8 protein-coding genes are annotated in these 15,684 nt (G+C 57.1%); 4 read left to right on the top strand and 4 right to left on the bottom strand.

What is annotated here, in order from left to right:
• Positions 1-354: 354 nt before the first annotated feature.
• From ACIPW4_RS17155 to ilvD, 4 genes are all read left to right on the top strand, one after another.
• Complete coding sequence (locus tag ACIPW4_RS17155; RefSeq protein ID WP_400659854.1) at positions 355-1,989, top strand: N-6 DNA methylase; 1,635 nt, start codon at positions 355-357, stop codon at positions 1,987-1,989.
• Positions 1,990-1,991: 2 nt separating this feature from the next.
• A complete protein-coding gene (locus ACIPW4_RS17150) occupies positions 1,992-3,224 on the top strand; it encodes a restriction endonuclease subunit S (protein WP_400659852.1) in 1,233 nt (410 codons plus the stop codon).
• A gap of 223 nt (positions 3,225-3,447) precedes the next feature.
• Positions 3,448-6,645 carry a type I restriction endonuclease subunit R gene (locus tag ACIPW4_RS17145; protein ID WP_400659850.1) on the top strand — a complete coding sequence of 1,066 codons (3,198 nt, stop codon included), beginning with the start codon at positions 3,448-3,450 and terminating at the stop codon, positions 6,643-6,645.
• Positions 6,646-7,508: 863 nt separating this feature from the next.
• Positions 7,509-9,350, top strand: a complete 1,842-nt coding sequence (gene ilvD / locus ACIPW4_RS17140) for a dihydroxy-acid dehydratase (RefSeq protein ID WP_400659847.1) — start codon at positions 7,509-7,511, stop codon at positions 9,348-9,350.
• A 640-nt stretch (positions 9,351-9,990) separates the two neighbouring features.
• Here ilvD and ACIPW4_RS17135 read toward each other — a convergent pair.
• From ACIPW4_RS17135 to ACIPW4_RS17120, 4 genes are all read right to left on the bottom strand, one after another.
• Positions 9,991-12,111 carry a hypothetical protein gene (locus ACIPW4_RS17135; protein WP_400659845.1) on the bottom strand — a complete coding sequence of 707 codons (2,121 nt, stop codon included), beginning with the start codon at positions 12,109-12,111 and terminating at the stop codon, positions 9,991-9,993.
• A 110-nt stretch (positions 12,112-12,221) separates the two neighbouring features.
• Positions 12,222-12,497: a hypothetical protein gene (locus ACIPW4_RS17130; protein WP_400659843.1), complete on the bottom strand. Its 276-nt coding sequence runs from the start codon at positions 12,495-12,497 to the stop codon at positions 12,222-12,224.
• Complete coding sequence (locus tag ACIPW4_RS17125) at positions 12,494-13,474, bottom strand: integrase domain-containing protein (RefSeq protein WP_400659840.1); 981 nt, start codon at positions 13,472-13,474, stop codon at positions 12,494-12,496. Before ACIPW4_RS17125 ends, ACIPW4_RS17130 begins: the two co-directional genes overlap by 4 nt.
• 950 nt (positions 13,475-14,424) lie before the next feature.
• The gene (locus ACIPW4_RS17120; RefSeq protein ID WP_400659837.1) at positions 14,425-15,681 is read right to left on the bottom strand and encodes an integrase domain-containing protein; all 1,257 of its coding nucleotides are present in this window, start codon (positions 15,679-15,681) and stop codon (positions 14,425-14,427) included.
• Positions 15,682-15,684 lie beyond the last annotated feature (3 nt).

Below are 15,684 nucleotides of genomic sequence, written 5' to 3'. Positions count from 1 at the left end.
GGCTTGCGTTGAGCCTATGGTCGAGTGCGATGCTGGCAATCGAAGCGCCATGCTGAACACACTCCTGAATGACTTGGGCCTTGATGCCCTCTTAAATTTTAAGTGCACACCATTTCTTGGCTTTGCGGGGCCGGGTGGATGACTTGGCCATACGTATACGAAGATCTTACCTATCTCCTGAATTTAGCGGATAATGCGCCACATACCTCGATGGCGTCTAAGCCTCGCAAACTCGGGCAAGCAATCTTACAGGGCGATAGGATCTGAACGTCCTAGTTTAGGACGATCACGTTCAGCCCCAGCAAGCTCCGAGCACCATTCAACACGGCTGCACCAGATTGAGAAAGACTGACCATGCATTGGATCGCCCCATCCGAAAGAGACGCCACCGCCAACTCACTTGAAAAACGCTTATGGGATGCCGCTGACCAATTTCGCGCCAACTCGGGTCTGAAAGCACAGGAATACTCCGGCCCTATCCTCGGCCTGATATTCCTGCGCTTTGCAGAGGTTCGCTTTGCCTTGCTGCGAACCAAATTTGAAGTAGAAGGTGCTTCAGCGCGCCGGAGTAGCCGGGTTGATATTTCAGAGGCCTACCATGCGGAAAGCACGCTGTACCTGAGCGAGGAAGCGCGATTCGATCACCTGCTTACCCTGCCAGAGGCGTCGGACATCGGTGGTGCTGTCAATACAGCTATGCGCGAGATCGAGAAGCACAATCCCAAGCTCGCTGGCGTGCTGCCCAAGACCTATAACCTGTTCACCAGCACCCTACTCAAGGAGCTGTTGAAGAAGGTCTCCGAAATACCGGCCAGCCTTGACTTCGACGCCTTTGGCCGCATTTACGAATATTTCCTCGGTGCTTTCGCCATGAGCGAGGGCCAGGGCGGTGGTGAGTTCTATACCCCTAGCAGCATCGTGCGCCTGCTCACCGAAGTGATCGAACCTTTCCACGGTCGTATTTTGGACCCTGCCTGTGGGTCGGGTGGTATGTTCGTACAGTCGGCGCGCTTTGTGGCCGAGCACCAGAAAAACCCCGCAGCCGAACTTTCAATCTGTGGCGTCGAAAAAACCGATGAAACTGGCCGCCTTTGCCGCCTCAACTTGGCAGTACACGGGCTTGAAGGCCAGATAAGCCATGGCGGTAACGTCAACAGTTACTACGACGACCCGCACAATGCAGTCGGCCAGTTCGACTTTGTACTGGCCAATCCGCCGTTCAACATCAATGCCGTGGACAAAGCGCGCCTGACCGACATGGTTGGCTACGATGCTCAAGGGAAGTCGCGCCGCTACCCCTTTGGCCTGCCGCGCACCGACAACGGCAACTATCTATGGATTCAGCTGTTCTACTCGTCATTGAACAAGCAAGGCCGTGCTGGCTTCGTCATGGCCAACTCGGCCTCCGATGCGCGCTCCTCCGAGCAGGAGTTGCGGCAGAAGCTGATTGAAGCACAAGCAGTCGACGTGATGGTCGCGGTTGGTCCTAATATGTTCTACACCGTTACCCTGCCCGTGACTTTGTGGTTTCTCGACAAAGGCAAGGCCAACACTCCGCGTGCCGATACCGTGCTGTTCATCGATGCCCGCCATATCTACCGCCAGATCGACCGAGCTCATCGTGACTGGACAGCCGCGCAGATCGGTTTCATAGCCAATCTGGTACGTCTGTATCGCGGAGAGGCACTCGACCTTACCCTTGGTGGTGCGGATGCCGAAGCCAAGCTCAAGGAGGTATTCGGCGATCAGCCCGCCTACGCCGACGTATTGGGTCTGTGCAAGGTCGCCACGCTGCAAGAGATCGAAGCCCAGGGCTGGTCACTCAATGCCGGTCGCTATGTCGGCGTGGCACCGGGCGAGGATGTCAGCGACGAAGACTTCAAGGAGCAACTAGAAGCCCTGAATGAGGAACTGGCATCGCTAAACATGCAGGCACGCGAATTAGAGCAGTTCATTGCCGCGAATGTGGCAGATATTCTGGGAGCATGATGATGGCTTTGCACAATTGGCCAGAGCTACGGATTGGTGATCTTGGTGAAGTATTTACCGGTCGAACGCCTCCCACAGAACGGGCAAGTTGCTTTGGAGAAAATTATCCATTCATCACTCCAGGCGATATGCACCAGGGTAAGTACGCTCGTGAAACGCAACGTTCACTCTCGTTTGAAGGTGCTGAGCTACTAAAGCGAATAAAGCTACCAGCCAATAGCGTATGCGTATCTTGTATTGGCTGGCAAATGGGCGAGGTTGTTATGACAGACCGTCCATCATTTACCAATCAGCAACTTAACACAATTGTTCCTAACAGCGAGGTAGATGCTTCATTTCTCTACTACTCGCTGCGTACTAGGAAGCAAGAGCTGCTGTCGCTTGGCTCAGCCACCGGCGTCCGTACACCTATACTCAACAAGTCGGCCTTTTGCGACACTAAGATTGTGGTTCCTCCGCTCTCTGTCCAGCAACGCACCGCAAGCATCTTGTCGGCCTACGACGAACTGATCGAGAATAGCCAACGGCGCATTAAAATTCTGGAGTCAATGGCCCGCGCCCTCTACCGCGAATGGTTCGTCCACTTCCGCTTCCCAGGTCATGAAAGCACGCCACTGGTCGCTTCCCCACTCGGCGAAATTCCGCAGGGGTGGGAGCCGAAAAAACTCGGTGATATTTCTTCATATATCAACCGAGGAATAACGCCACGATATGACGAAGAGGGTGATTCAGTTGTAATCAACCAAAAGTGCGTCCGCAACCAGCGACTAAGCCTTGAGCCCGCGCGCAGGCAATCCAAGGCTATACCAAGCGAAAAGCAGATTTGTTTCGGTGATGTCCTAATCAATTCAACCGGCGTGGGCACACTTGGGCGTGTCGCGCAGGTTTATGAATGTCTCGATAAATGCACCATCGATACCCATGTGACGATTGCCCGTGCGGCATCCCGCATCGATCTTGACTTCTATGGCTGCTGCCTGCTCAATCTCCAAGAGACCTTCGAACGCCTCGGAACTGGGGCAACTGGACAGACCGAACTTGGTCGCGCGGCTATTTCCGACATTGACCTGGCAGTGCCTCCAACCGCCCTGCAACGTCAGTTCGGGTCTACTGTTAAGGGAATGAGATCCACAGCAGAAATCTATGGTAAGCAAATAAAAAACCTCCGTCGCACCCGCGACCTATTGTTGCCGCGCTTGCTTTCAGGTCAGATCAACGTAGATCCGTCCGTATGAGCATGACAAAGAGCTTGATTCAGCTGGAGCGATTGCCATTACGTGAAGCATGGAGAACGAAGCCAACGATTTCACACCGTGGCTGGCTCATACAACGGCTGGAAATGATGTGCCAGATACAAGGCCTGTTGTCATAGCCTTATACCGTGACAAAGCCTTCTCAACCTCACGAACTACTGTTACCGCACCAGCCCTAGGGCTAGACCTCAAGGAAGACCAAGAAATGAGCGCTTACGCCTACAGTGAAGACCAGCTCGTCGAGCAACCTGCCATTGGATTGTTTGCCGATCTTGGCTGGCAGACGCTGTCGGCAATCGAAGAAACCTTCGGCGCCAGCGCCACTCTGGGACGCGAAACCAAGAGCGAGGTCGTTCTGGCCGCCCGCCTGCGCGCGGCACTCTACAAGCTCAACCCAACGCTGCCTGCTGAGGCTATCACTACCGCTATCGACGAGCTCACTCGCGACCGCTCCGCCATGCTTGCGGAAGCCGCCAATCGCGAGACCTATCAACTGCTTAAAGAAGGTATTACGGTGTCCGTGCCTGACCGCGAACATGGCGGCCAGAAGATTGAGCGTTTGCGTGTAGTGGACTGGGAGCAGCCGCAGAACAACGACTTCCTGCTGGTGAGCCAATTCAGCGTGACCGGCGCGCTCTATACCTGCCGACCCGATTTAGTGGGCTTCGTCAATGGATTGCCCTGGGTGGTGATCGAGCTGAAGAAGCCCGGCGTACCTGCACGCGCGGCATTCGACGAGAACCTGACGCACTACAAACAACAGATTCCTGCGCTGTTTTGGTTTAACGCGCTGATGATTGCATCCAACGGCACGGACAGCTTGGTCGGTTCGCTGACCGCCGACTGGGAGCGCTGGGTCAGATGGAAGCGTATCGAGCGCGAAGATGAGCCGCGTAGGGTGTCGCTGGAAGTGATGCTGCGAGGGACATGCGACCCTAATCGCCTGCTGGATCTGGTCGAGAACTTCACGCTATTTTCCGAACACAAGGCTGGGTTGGTCAAAGTCATTGGGCAGAACCACCAGTTTCTCGGCGTGAATAATGCGATCGATTCGATGCTGGAAGCGCGCATGCTGGGCCATGGACGTGGCGGCGTGTTCTGGCAGACCCAGGGCAGCGGCAAGAGTTTTTCGATGGTGTTCTTCGCCCAGAAAGTGCTGCGTAAGCTGGTCGGCAACTGGACCTTTGTGGTCGTAACCGACCGCGTGGAGCTGGACGAGCAGATAGCCAAGACTTTCAAGGCCACTGGAGCGGTGAGTGAGGGCGAAGGTGATGAGTGCCATGCCTCTAGTGGTGCTCATCTGCGCGAACTGCTGCGCGGCAATCACCGATACGTGTTCACGTTGGTGCATAAATTTCAGACGCCGGAGATCCTCTGTAATCGTTCTGATGTGATCGTACTCACCGACGAGGCGCACCGCAGCCAATACGACACGCTGGCGCTGAATATGCGTGCGGCACTGCCCAAGGCGATGTTCCTCGCCTTTACTGGCACGCCGCTGATTGCCGGCGAAGAGCGCACTAAAGAAATCTTCGGTGATTACGTTTCGATATACGACTTCCAGCAGTCCATCGAAGACGGCGCCACTGTGCCGCTGTTCTATGAGAACCGCACTCCAGAATTACAGCTTGTTAACCCGGACCTGAACGAGGATATCTACCAACTGATCGAAGATGCTGAACTCGACTCAGACCAAGAGGCCAAGCTGGAGCGTGAACTGGGCCGACAATATCATCTGATCACCCGTGAGGACCGGCTGGACACTGTGGCGGCTGACATCGTACGGCATTTTGGGAGTCGCGGCTTCGTCGGCAAGGCGATGGTTGTATGCATCGACAAGGCCACCGCGCTGCGCATGCACGACAAGGTTAAACAGCACTGGGCTGCTGAAACCGCGCAGGTTCGAAAAGAACTGGGTGAACTCGCATACCAAGCATATAGCGGCGGAATGACCCCAGACCAGGCAAGACGCGATGTGCGCGCAGCGGAGCTGAAACAACGTCTAGAGGTGCTGACCAGTACTGACATGGCGCTGATTGTTTCACCAGGGCAAAACGAAATCCAGCAAATGCAAAGCCTTGGGTTGGATATCGAGCCGCATCGCAAAAGGATGTACGAGTCGAATCCGGGCTTGGATGAGAAGTTCAAGGACACTGAAGACCCGCTGCGCATTGCGTTCGTTTGTGCCATGTGGCTGACCGGTTTCGACGCACCAAGCTGCTCGACGATCTACCTCGACAAGCCGATGCGAAACCATTCTTTGATGCAGACCATTGCGCGTGCCAACCGAGTTTTCCCCGGCAAGCATAGTGGGGTCATCGTCGATTACGCCAATGTATTTGCCTCCTTGGAAAAGGCGTTGGCCATCTACGGCGCGGGCAAAAATGGAAAGGAACCGGTCAAAGACAAGCAGCAACTGGTTGAGGATCTGCGCAATACAGTAGCTGAAGTGACCACGTTCTGTGCCGCTCACAGTGTGTTGCTGGATGAGATCGAGGCAACACCAGTGGGCGGTTTGGAGCGCTTGCAGTGCATCGCTGACGCGATGAACAAGCTGATCTCTCCTGATTCACTGCGTCGTGACTTCTTTGCGCATGAAAGGCTGATCAGCACACTTTACCAGGCAGTCAAACCTGATCCGTCTGCGCTGGAGTTTGCTAGTCGTGTTGCCTGTATATCGACGCTGGCCGAATGCATCCGCTCTAGGCTGAACCCGAATCCGCCTGACATCTCGCTAGTAATGAATAACATCAACGGTTTGCTGGATGGCTCAATCACCGGGCATGCCATCCGAGAGCAGGGGCCCCCGGCGCTGGATCTATCAAAAATCAATTTCGAGGCATTAGCTAGGCGCTTCAAGGAAGCCAAGCACAAGAACACCGACCTTGAGGAACTGAAGGCGGCGATTCGCACCAAGCTTGAAGGAATGATTCAACGAAACCGCACTCGCGCCGACTTTGCCGAGAAATTTGAAGCACTGATTGAGAGCTACAACGCCGGCAGCCGCAGCATTGAGGAGCTTTATCAGGAGTTGTTAGACTTAACCAAGAATCTGAATCAGGAGCAGGAGCGGCATGTCCGCGAGAACGTAACTGAAGAGGAACTGGTCATCTTCGACATTCTGACTCGTCCTGCCCCAGACCTCAGTCCAGAGGAGCTTGCCGCAGTCAAGAAAGCGGCCCGCGACCTGCTGGCCCGCCTCAAGGAGTTGCTCGTCATTAATTGGCGACAGAAGACCACTGCCCGCTCGCAACTAAAGCTAGCAATTGAAGACGTTCTGGACCTCGGCCTACCTCGCGCTTATACCCCTGAACTCTACAACCTGAAGTGCTCAGCAGTATTTGAACATGTGTATGAGAGCTATCCGGAGCGAGACTCGGGCGTTTATGCCTCGACGCATTAGGTACCTCCATTTAGGGGGCATTCAGTAATGCTGCATGTGCGGATCGGTGCGTGCAGTAACTGTATCTGCCAATGCTCCCTACTATTCGAGCATCCTGCCGAGTATCGCTGGTAAAATTATCGTGTAAATACTCAAGTCTGGCAATCTGCTTTACTCACGCCTTACCGGCTGTACCAAACGCTTGGCGTTACGACTGAGTTGCAGTGCGATCACCGATGAGTAAGCGCCTGGTGGGTACACCTTCAGAATCCCGGAATTAAGGACGATGGTGTCCGATCATTATTTAGCGGACGCGATTATCCTTATCGCGAGATTTCTATACGCCAACGCAGCTCTGATTCCAAACACTTCAGAGCCAGGTCGTTCAGGATTGCCTGCAACCGGGCGCCACAGTTTCCAGCGGCGCCATCAGCTACTGCATCAACGCCAAAGTGATTCGCAAATGTCTAACGATTTATCGATGCCAAGCCCACGCAGCCTTGCCAGTATTCATGTCGCTACAAGCGACCGCCAAGCGGCCAAATGACGAGGCTGTGGTAATCATGAGTGGGTCTTCGCTAGGAGGCTGAACCGGGTGCCAAAAAAGTGCTAAATAGGTATGGGTTTGGTTCCGCCAGTACGGTTTATTCATCACTTGGCCTCGGCTTCTCTGTGCTCGCCCATTCCTTCCGCGCGCCAGCGGTGTAGAATCGGCCTATTCATCGCCAGTCATCCCCGGCGGGTTTATGAGCTCTGGCCAAGCACGCGGCGATCCCGCGCGGTCTTCGGCCCCATCCGTGCCAGTGGCAACCGGCCTGCGGCACAAAGGACAAGAGAAGCTCACTCCCCTTTTTGTGACCTGATTAAGCCGCCAGGAGTGTTTCATGCCTGATTATCGTTCCAAGACTTCCACCCACGGCCGCAACATGGCCGGCGCCCGTGCCTTGTGGCGCGCCACCGGCATGAAGGACGAAGACTTCAAGAAACCGATCATCGCCATCGCCAACTCGTTCACCCAGTTCGTCCCGGGCCATGTGCACCTGAAGGACCTGGGTCAGCTGGTCGCCCGCGAAATCGAACGCGCCGGTGGCGTGGCCAAGGAATTCAACACCATCGCGGTCGATGACGGCATCGCCATGGGCCACGATGGCATGCTGTATTCGCTGCCAAGCCGCGAGATCATTGCCGACGCCGTCGAGTACATGGTCAACGCCCACTGCGCCGACGCCATCGTCTGCATCTCCAACTGCGACAAGATCACCCCAGGCATGCTGATGGCGGCCTTGCGGCTGAACATCCCGGTGATCTTCGTGTCCGGCGGCCCGATGGAAGCCGGCAAGACCAAGCTGGCCAGCCACGGCCTGGACCTGGTCGACGCCATGGTCATCGCCGCCGACTCCACGGCGTCCGACGAGAAAGTCGCCGAATACGAGCGCAGCGCCTGCCCGACCTGCGGTTCGTGCTCCGGCATGTTCACCGCCAACTCGATGAACTGCCTGACCGAAGCCTTGGGCCTGGCCCTTCCGGGCAACGGTTCGACCCTGGCCACCCACGCCGACCGTGAGCAGCTGTTCCTCACTGCCGGGCGCACCATCGTCGAGCTGTGCAAGCGTTACTACCAGGAAAACGACGCCTCGGTACTGCCGCGCAGCATCGCCAACTTCAAGGCGTTCGAAAACGCCATGATGCTCGACATCGCCATGGGCGGTTCGACCAACACCATCCTGCACCTGCTGGCTGCAGCACAGGAAGGCGAAGTCGAATTCGACCTGCGCGACATCGATCGCCTGTCGCGCAAGGTGCCGCAGCTGTGCAAGGTGGCGCCCAACATCCAGAAGTACCACATGGAAGACGTGCACCGCGCCGGCGGCATCTTCAGCATCCTCGGTTCGTTGGCCCGTGGCGGCCTGCTGCACACCGACCTGCCGACCGTGCACAGCCGCAGCATGGAAGAAGCCATCGCCAAATGGGACATCACCCAGACCGATGACGAAGCCGTGCACACCTTCTTCAAGGCAGGCCCGGCCGGCATTCCGACGCAGACCGCCTTCAGCCAGTCGACCCGTTGGGAAACCCTCGACGACGACCGTGAAAACGGCTGCATCCGCAGCTTCGAACACGCCTACTCGCAAGAAGGCGGCCTGGCCGTGCTGTACGGCAATATCGCACTGGACGGCTGCGTAGTGAAAACCGCTGGTGTCGACGAGTCGATCCACGTGTTCGAAGGCTCGGCGAAGATTTTCGAAAGCCAGGACAGCGCCGTGCGCGGCATCCTTGCCGACGAAGTGAAGGCCGGTGACATCGTGATCATTCGTTACGAAGGCCCGAAAGGCGGCCCGGGCATGCAAGAGATGCTCTACCCGACCTCGTACCTGAAGTCCAAGGGCCTGGGCAAGGCCTGCGCCCTGCTCACCGACGGCCGCTTCTCGGGCGGCACCTCGGGCCTGTCGATCGGCCACGCCTCGCCGGAAGCCGCCGCTGGCGGCGCCATCGGCCTGGTGCGCGACGGCGACAAAGTGCTGATCGACATCCCCAACCGTTCGATCAACCTGCTGGTCAGCGACGAAGAACTGGCCCACCGCCGTATCGAGCAGGACAAGAAAGGCTGGAAGCCTGCCGAAGTCCGCCCGCGCAAGGTGACCACCGCGCTGAAGGCCTACGCCCTGCTGGCAACCAGTGCCGACAAGGGTGCGGTGCGCAACAAGGCGCTGCTCGACGGGTTATAAGTCGTATTGACAGAAAAAATCGGCGCTTGATACGCCGGTCAGGTTGATGACAAACCCCTGCTTTCAAGCGGGGGTTTGTGCTTTTGGGCGAGAGGGCAACGCTGAGAACTTCGGTGGGGGGATCAGACGACGCACACGTTCAACACCAAAGTCTCCCTGAGAATCGAATTCCAGATCACGTGGCAAGCTCCACAAGGCTCATGTCGGACTTCGTCGCCCGATTGGCCAACAGCTACCACTCTCGGACTCTAGCTACGATTTGTGAACGACAGTTATGGATCAAGAACGGCCGATCACGACTGACTTCCTCAGGGCGTGAAGCGGAAGAACAATTGCATATTTGGAAGGCCGCGGAAGGCTGAATTGTGCTATTCCTAAGCGACAGTCCGCGCATCCGCTAAAGCCTCAACAAGTAGCGGTTTTTATGGCCAAACTTCAACCGAAGTCGAGTACTCGGTCGCTGCACTGGTTTATGAGATGTTCTTCATTGAGCAGACATTCATTACAAAGCAGTTGCAGCCGACCGCTCCAGTACGGAGATGATTGTGACAATTTGATAATCCCAGCACCCCCATCCGCAGCCCTTAGGGCTGCGGATCGGGGCGGAGTGGAGTAGTAGCATGGTTCTCTGCCGGGACCATCAATCCGATTGGCGGCGAACCTCGATGTCGACGATGTGGCGAGGCGTTCGCCCAAGCCGAGGATCGCCGTTTGCAACGGCAACGAGGTCCGCATATTCGTCGCCAGCCCACAGGCCGACGAGGTCGTGCAGGAAGAAATCCGCATAAGAGCAGCTAGCGTCTCGCACCTGAATCGCTACGACCGATGCTTTGCTCGTATGCAATTGGGCCAAGTTCCTGACGAGCCGCGCCGGGGCAACCCAGAGCGTCGGACGCGGCGAGGCCGGCGTCGCGAACAGGTAATAGGCGTGCTCTGAATGCGTGAGCATGTCCTCGCATTGCCGCAGGTCGATGCCTATCGTCGAACTAAAGCGCTTCCCCGACCCAGTGCCGCTGCGCTTTTTTACCTGCACAAGAGTGGCACGCTGGATTACAGTTTTGCCGTCGTCCACGATACGGGTAAGAAACAGCACGTCCGCCCCCAGAGGTGCCCCGGCAGGCGTGCTGGTCCCTTCTTCTCGCTTGCCAGGTTGTCGCACCCTGACCGACAGGCTCGGATACGTAGTACGCGTTGTGGCCGAGAGCTGGTGCAACTGGAGGCTCGCATTGCCGACGGCCTCCTGCGTAAGGGCCAGGAGGCGTGCAGTATGAACCTCCTCGTCCTCTCCCCAGGTCGTGGGATACTCTCGGCAAAAATTTTCCTCGATCTGGCTAACTGCCCTATGGATGACGCGCTCCACGGACGGGTCGCCTAGCCAAGTTTGGGCACCAACATTGGGCAGCATAGTGGCATTTTCTTTCAGGTCTACTTGCCCCTCCAGGTCCAGTGCCCCCCGGCTGGACCGTACCAGTCCATTAGCCCTCAGTTGCACCTGCCTTGGGCCAACGCTGGCAAGCTTGGTCGCAAAAGCCAGATGATCCTCGTCATCCATCAGTCGCAGGAGCACCGGTTCAACTTCAGCGAACGCTGTCAGCGGGAGCCAGCGGCAGGCGAAATCGAGGAGCCCCTGAGCCAGCTCTGGCTCCCCCCTCATTTGGTCAAAGAGATCCTGCCGCCACGCCTCGCGGGCGGCGGGACCTAGTTGGCTCCACAGCACTTCCTGGTCCCACGCCCCAGATGGCAATTCGCTGAGGCTTGTAGCAACGAGTTGCTGGGCGGACCGCGCTGGTTTCACGAACTCGTGCCAGGCCGCGGCAAGCGCGAGGTCCGAGGGCATAGTGTCCTTCAACAACGTAGCAAGCGTCGAGCAGGCTGTGGCAACGCATTCCTTGAAATCGTCTTTATTCCCTGTCTTCGGACGAACCTGCCAGCACATGAACAGGTTGCGCACATCGTCCGCCACGATGGCGTGGCAATGTTTGATCAGCCGAGGAAAAATCATCGAACCAACTCGATCAAGAACCTGCTCGCAGGCCCACCGGGACGCTTGCACCGTAGGCGAATTTGCAAACAGCGAGAAGACTAGATCAGGCGCTTTGCCACCTGAATAGCCCGGGGGCATGCCCAAATGGGTTTCCAAGTAGTCGCGTACATGTTGCCAATGTTGCTCGACCATCTGCTCGAATGCCCAGTTATTCTGATCGTGACGAGGGGCGACTAATTGGAGGACGTGGATGCAATCGTTCTCTGACGTACTGGTCACCAGCGCCGCCATGATCTCCCGATTGTCTAAAAAGCGATTCCGGTCATATGAATCGGTATTGAGCAGCCAACTCAGCCATGTCGCACGGGGCGCGATCTCCGCCACGACGGTTTCCCGCAAGGCCCGGGAATTGCCTTGAAGCACGTCTTTTCTGAAGGACTTCTCGGCAGACCGGTAGGCATTTTGGTCCAGGATGGATGACGAACCCTTGATTCCAGTGGATCCATGTCCCAAGGTTATGAGGGTCAGTTCAATCCGCCCCTTCTGTGCAGCATCCTCGAATATGGATATAAAGCGCTCACGATCGGTTTGCGACCTCCATATCCAGTCGCACGTATCGCTAGTGTTCTCGTTAGACAGGTGGGAGTAATCCAAGCGAAGCATGCCATCGCAGACGTCGAAGTAGCGTCCCAAGTATTCGGCCAGCGGCGGAGCCCAATCAGACAGGAGGAAGCTGGCAACTGCTTGTTCATTGTCAAAGCTAATCTTCACGCTCAAGGCGCTCTCCCTTTCCATGCGGCTAGCGCGTGATGGTTGGAGTGAGGGATTCTACCCACAGACCGTATGCAGCGCGTAGGGCATCTTGGGTCGATGGGAGTCGGCCTAACTCAGCGATTGAAACCCCATGTTTTTTGTAAACGACGAGCGAGTAACCGCATCGTAAGTAAATAGTAATACCGCGTCGCTTCACCACGTAAATTTAAGCGATGCTCAAGAAACCAAACCACATGCTTTTTTTGCCAAGCCCAAGGTGTTTCTCGCTGCCAGCGCGCTGCAATTTCGACCTGGATTATTTTTGCCTGTCGCACGTGGCGTTGCCGGGTTGCGTGCGAACCAGTCAGAACGCCAGCCAAGAACAACTCCATATCAAATGGCTTGCTCATGACCGTCCTCCAATGTAGGCCGCGACCACATCGATCCGACCGTGCCCTAGCTCACAGCTGATCTGCCTCCGAGCTTCACGATCAAGGTTTCTATCTACCTGGCAACATTGACCGCCTTTGATAGGCGTACGGTGCTGGGTGATCTGCTCATAGCGCTCACATGCGTACGCCGCACGGAGCTCATGGAAGCCTCGGAGCTTGTGGACATGCAGGATGGCCCGCGCAGGGCGAATGATTTCTTGCAGAACATTCAGATAGCTCTCGTGTGGCGCAATTAGGTTGCGGCTACCTGCAGGCGACACCTGCCGTGCAAACTCAAGGGCACCTCGAACATGGTCGTCCACTGCAATCCAACGTGGCGCCGAAGCGCCGGCGCGGCCGCCTTTGGTGCCATCCTGAATGTTAATCCTACCTTGGTCGTTAGCCTCACGGCTTAGCCGTGGCAGGTCAGCCAAGATGGCCTCACGCAAGCGCATGCCGGTGGCTCGTGCCAACAGAACGATCGCAGCGGCTCGTAACTGATGACGGCTGCAAAGCGCATCAACGATCTGCTTAACCTGTTCGCGGTCTTGGCCCTGCGGCTCCGACTGTCGAACCCCGCTGCGCTGCATACCCAACGCCTTGCTCGGGCTGGGCAATCTCACGTACTGATCACCGCGAAGCGCTGCCATGGTCCTGTTAACGCTGGATAACCGATTTTGTGCGGTGCTGATGGCGAGGTCACCGTGCCCAACCACGTTGCGCAGGTACGCCGCATAGTCGGCCAAAACTTTCCGATCAACCTGCCGCGCATCATTGATACTGGGCCCCTGTTCGGAACGGCACCACTTCACGAATGCCTGCCACCGATCACAGTGCGCCTTGACCGTGCCGTAGTGGCCACCGCCGAACATGTCTTTCAGCGCTTGCGGCCCTGCGTAGCTCAATTGCCTGCCGTAGCCAAAATTGCGGCTATCGCGTCTGCCTACCAATGCCATGTCGGTCACCTCATCTCTTGCTCTCCAATCCTCGCCCCACGTCATCCCGCCAAGAATGCTGAGTGTTATCAGGGATCAAGGCCCCTGCGACCTGTGGGGATGTCCTTTAACGCGGGACTGGCGGCTCCTTACCACCGGGAGCAAGGGCACCTCATGATCTGGCCTCCTGAGCACCGTTACCGGTGGGCGGGTGGAGGCTGCATTGGCTGACGAGACCATTGCCCCGAGGTCCTGAGCCGGGTGAACGCAGCAATGCGATGACCGGGGCATGCCTGACTGTCAGTCAGGTGCAGTCCATTCCGTGGTCTGCGGCACCATCATCTACAGCGCTGTTGCTGGTGACTTCGGCGTTTGTCACGCTGATTGTCACGAGTGGAGTTGCCGCAAAGCCAAGTGCGATGAGGGCTGCAGCAGTGTTAGAAGCGCCCGTCTCTTTCCACCGGAAAGAGACGGGCGCAGGTTGGCGCAAGATTCGGCCAAGCGGATAGGTTGCTGCAGGGCAGCGAAGTAGGAGGTGTTGTCTGGCGCACGACGGCCATGATCTGAAGGAGGCATCCATCACCGGGGAGGTGACCGGGCGAGCTGCCGGACGCGAATCGCCATTTGGGGGGAGAACCACCGCGAGAGAGCAGCGTGACCTTCAAGGCTCGGGCCACCTGGGTTGCTGTCATCGACAGCGCTTGCACGGCCAGTTCTACGCCTGTGGATAAACCCGGTCAAGATTCAAAATTCAGCGCCACTTTGGACTTTAAGAGCGGTTATCCACCGGTGGAATTCCGTGGTAAATCCTGGACAACGTGGTCGCTTTTAGCTCTTCAAAGTGAGGTCCATCCAAACAGGGCGGCTTTGCAGCCCTGTTTGGATGGACCCGTGCTGAGAAGCGAATAAGCGAGGCTGCTTGCCCTGAATCTTGAACGCTCAGTTGCTGCCGTTGTTGTGCCTGCATAGCGCTAGCGTATCGGCACCACGTTCTTGTCTCTGACTTGGCCGTACGCTGAGGCGAGCAGGCTGCCGGTGGCGGCTTTCTGGATGTACTCACTCCACCAGGCCATCATCGGTCGTCGGCGCTCAATGTAGTCGGCTCGGTTATAGGCGCTGCGTACCTCATCCTTGTCGACATGCGCCAGTGCCACTTCGATGAGTTCCGGATCCCACCCATGTTCATTCAAGATGGTGCTGGCCATCGAGCGCATGCCGTGGCTGACCAACCGATCCTGGAAGCCCATACGTTTCAACGCCATGTTGGCGGTCTGGCTATTGGCGTGTGTGCGCGGATTTCTGTCAGCCGGGAAGACATATTCGCGATGGCCGCTGTGAGGCTTGAGTGACTCCAACAGGGCGACAGCGTGATCACTCAACGGGATGCTATGCGGACGGCGCTTCTTCATCCGCTCCGGAGGGATAGTCCAGACACGCCTTTCAAAGTCGATGTCTTCCCAGCGAGTAGTTGCCGCCTCGGCGGGGCGCGTCATCGTGTGCAACTGCCATTCGATCAGGCAGCGGGTCGTGCGTTTGATGCTGGCGTTCGCGATCTCCAGCATGAGCTCGGGGAGTTCTTCGGGCGGAAGCGCAGCCATGTTCTCTTTCTTGGGCTTCTTGAATACTGCCCTGATGCCGCTGAGCGGGTTGGCGAAGATCAGGCCGGAGTTCACGCCGTAGGTCATGATCTCGTTTAGTCGCTGGCTGAGACGCTTGACCGTCTCCAGGCTGCCTTTCGCTTCGATTGGACGAAGCAATGCGATCACCATCGGCGCGGTGATCTTCGCAAGTGGTGTCGTCTTCAAATCGGGGAATACGTGCAGTGTGAGCGACCGCCAAATGTCCTCGGCGTAGGCCGCGGTCACCGAGTCTTTCTTGAGCTCGAACCAGGCGGTGGCCACATTCTCGAAGGTGTGTTCCGTTTCTGCGCGCTTGGCTTCATTCAACGTATTGCGCTGCACCTTGGGATCAATGCCCTGTGCGAGTAGCTCACGCGCTTCGACTGCCTTCTTTCGTGCGTTCGCCAGTGACAGTTCGGGGTAGGTCCCGAAGCCGATGTTGATGCGCTTCTTGGTCACCGGTTCGCGGTAGTTGAAATTCCACAGCAACGAGCCGTTGCTGCGTACGCGGAGCTGCAAACCGTCGCCGTCCGTGAGGACGTAATCCTTGGACGCGGGTTTGACTCCCTTGAGCTGTCGATCGGAGAGGCGAAGGTTCTGAGCAGGCATGAG

The organism is Pseudomonas sp. NPDC089996 (genome assembly GCF_044748405.1).
Classification (GTDB): Bacteria; Pseudomonadota; Gammaproteobacteria; order Pseudomonadales; family Pseudomonadaceae; genus Aquipseudomonas.
The sequence above is the reverse complement of the archived record's forward strand: the minus strand, read 5'-3'. Positions and strand labels throughout refer to the sequence as shown.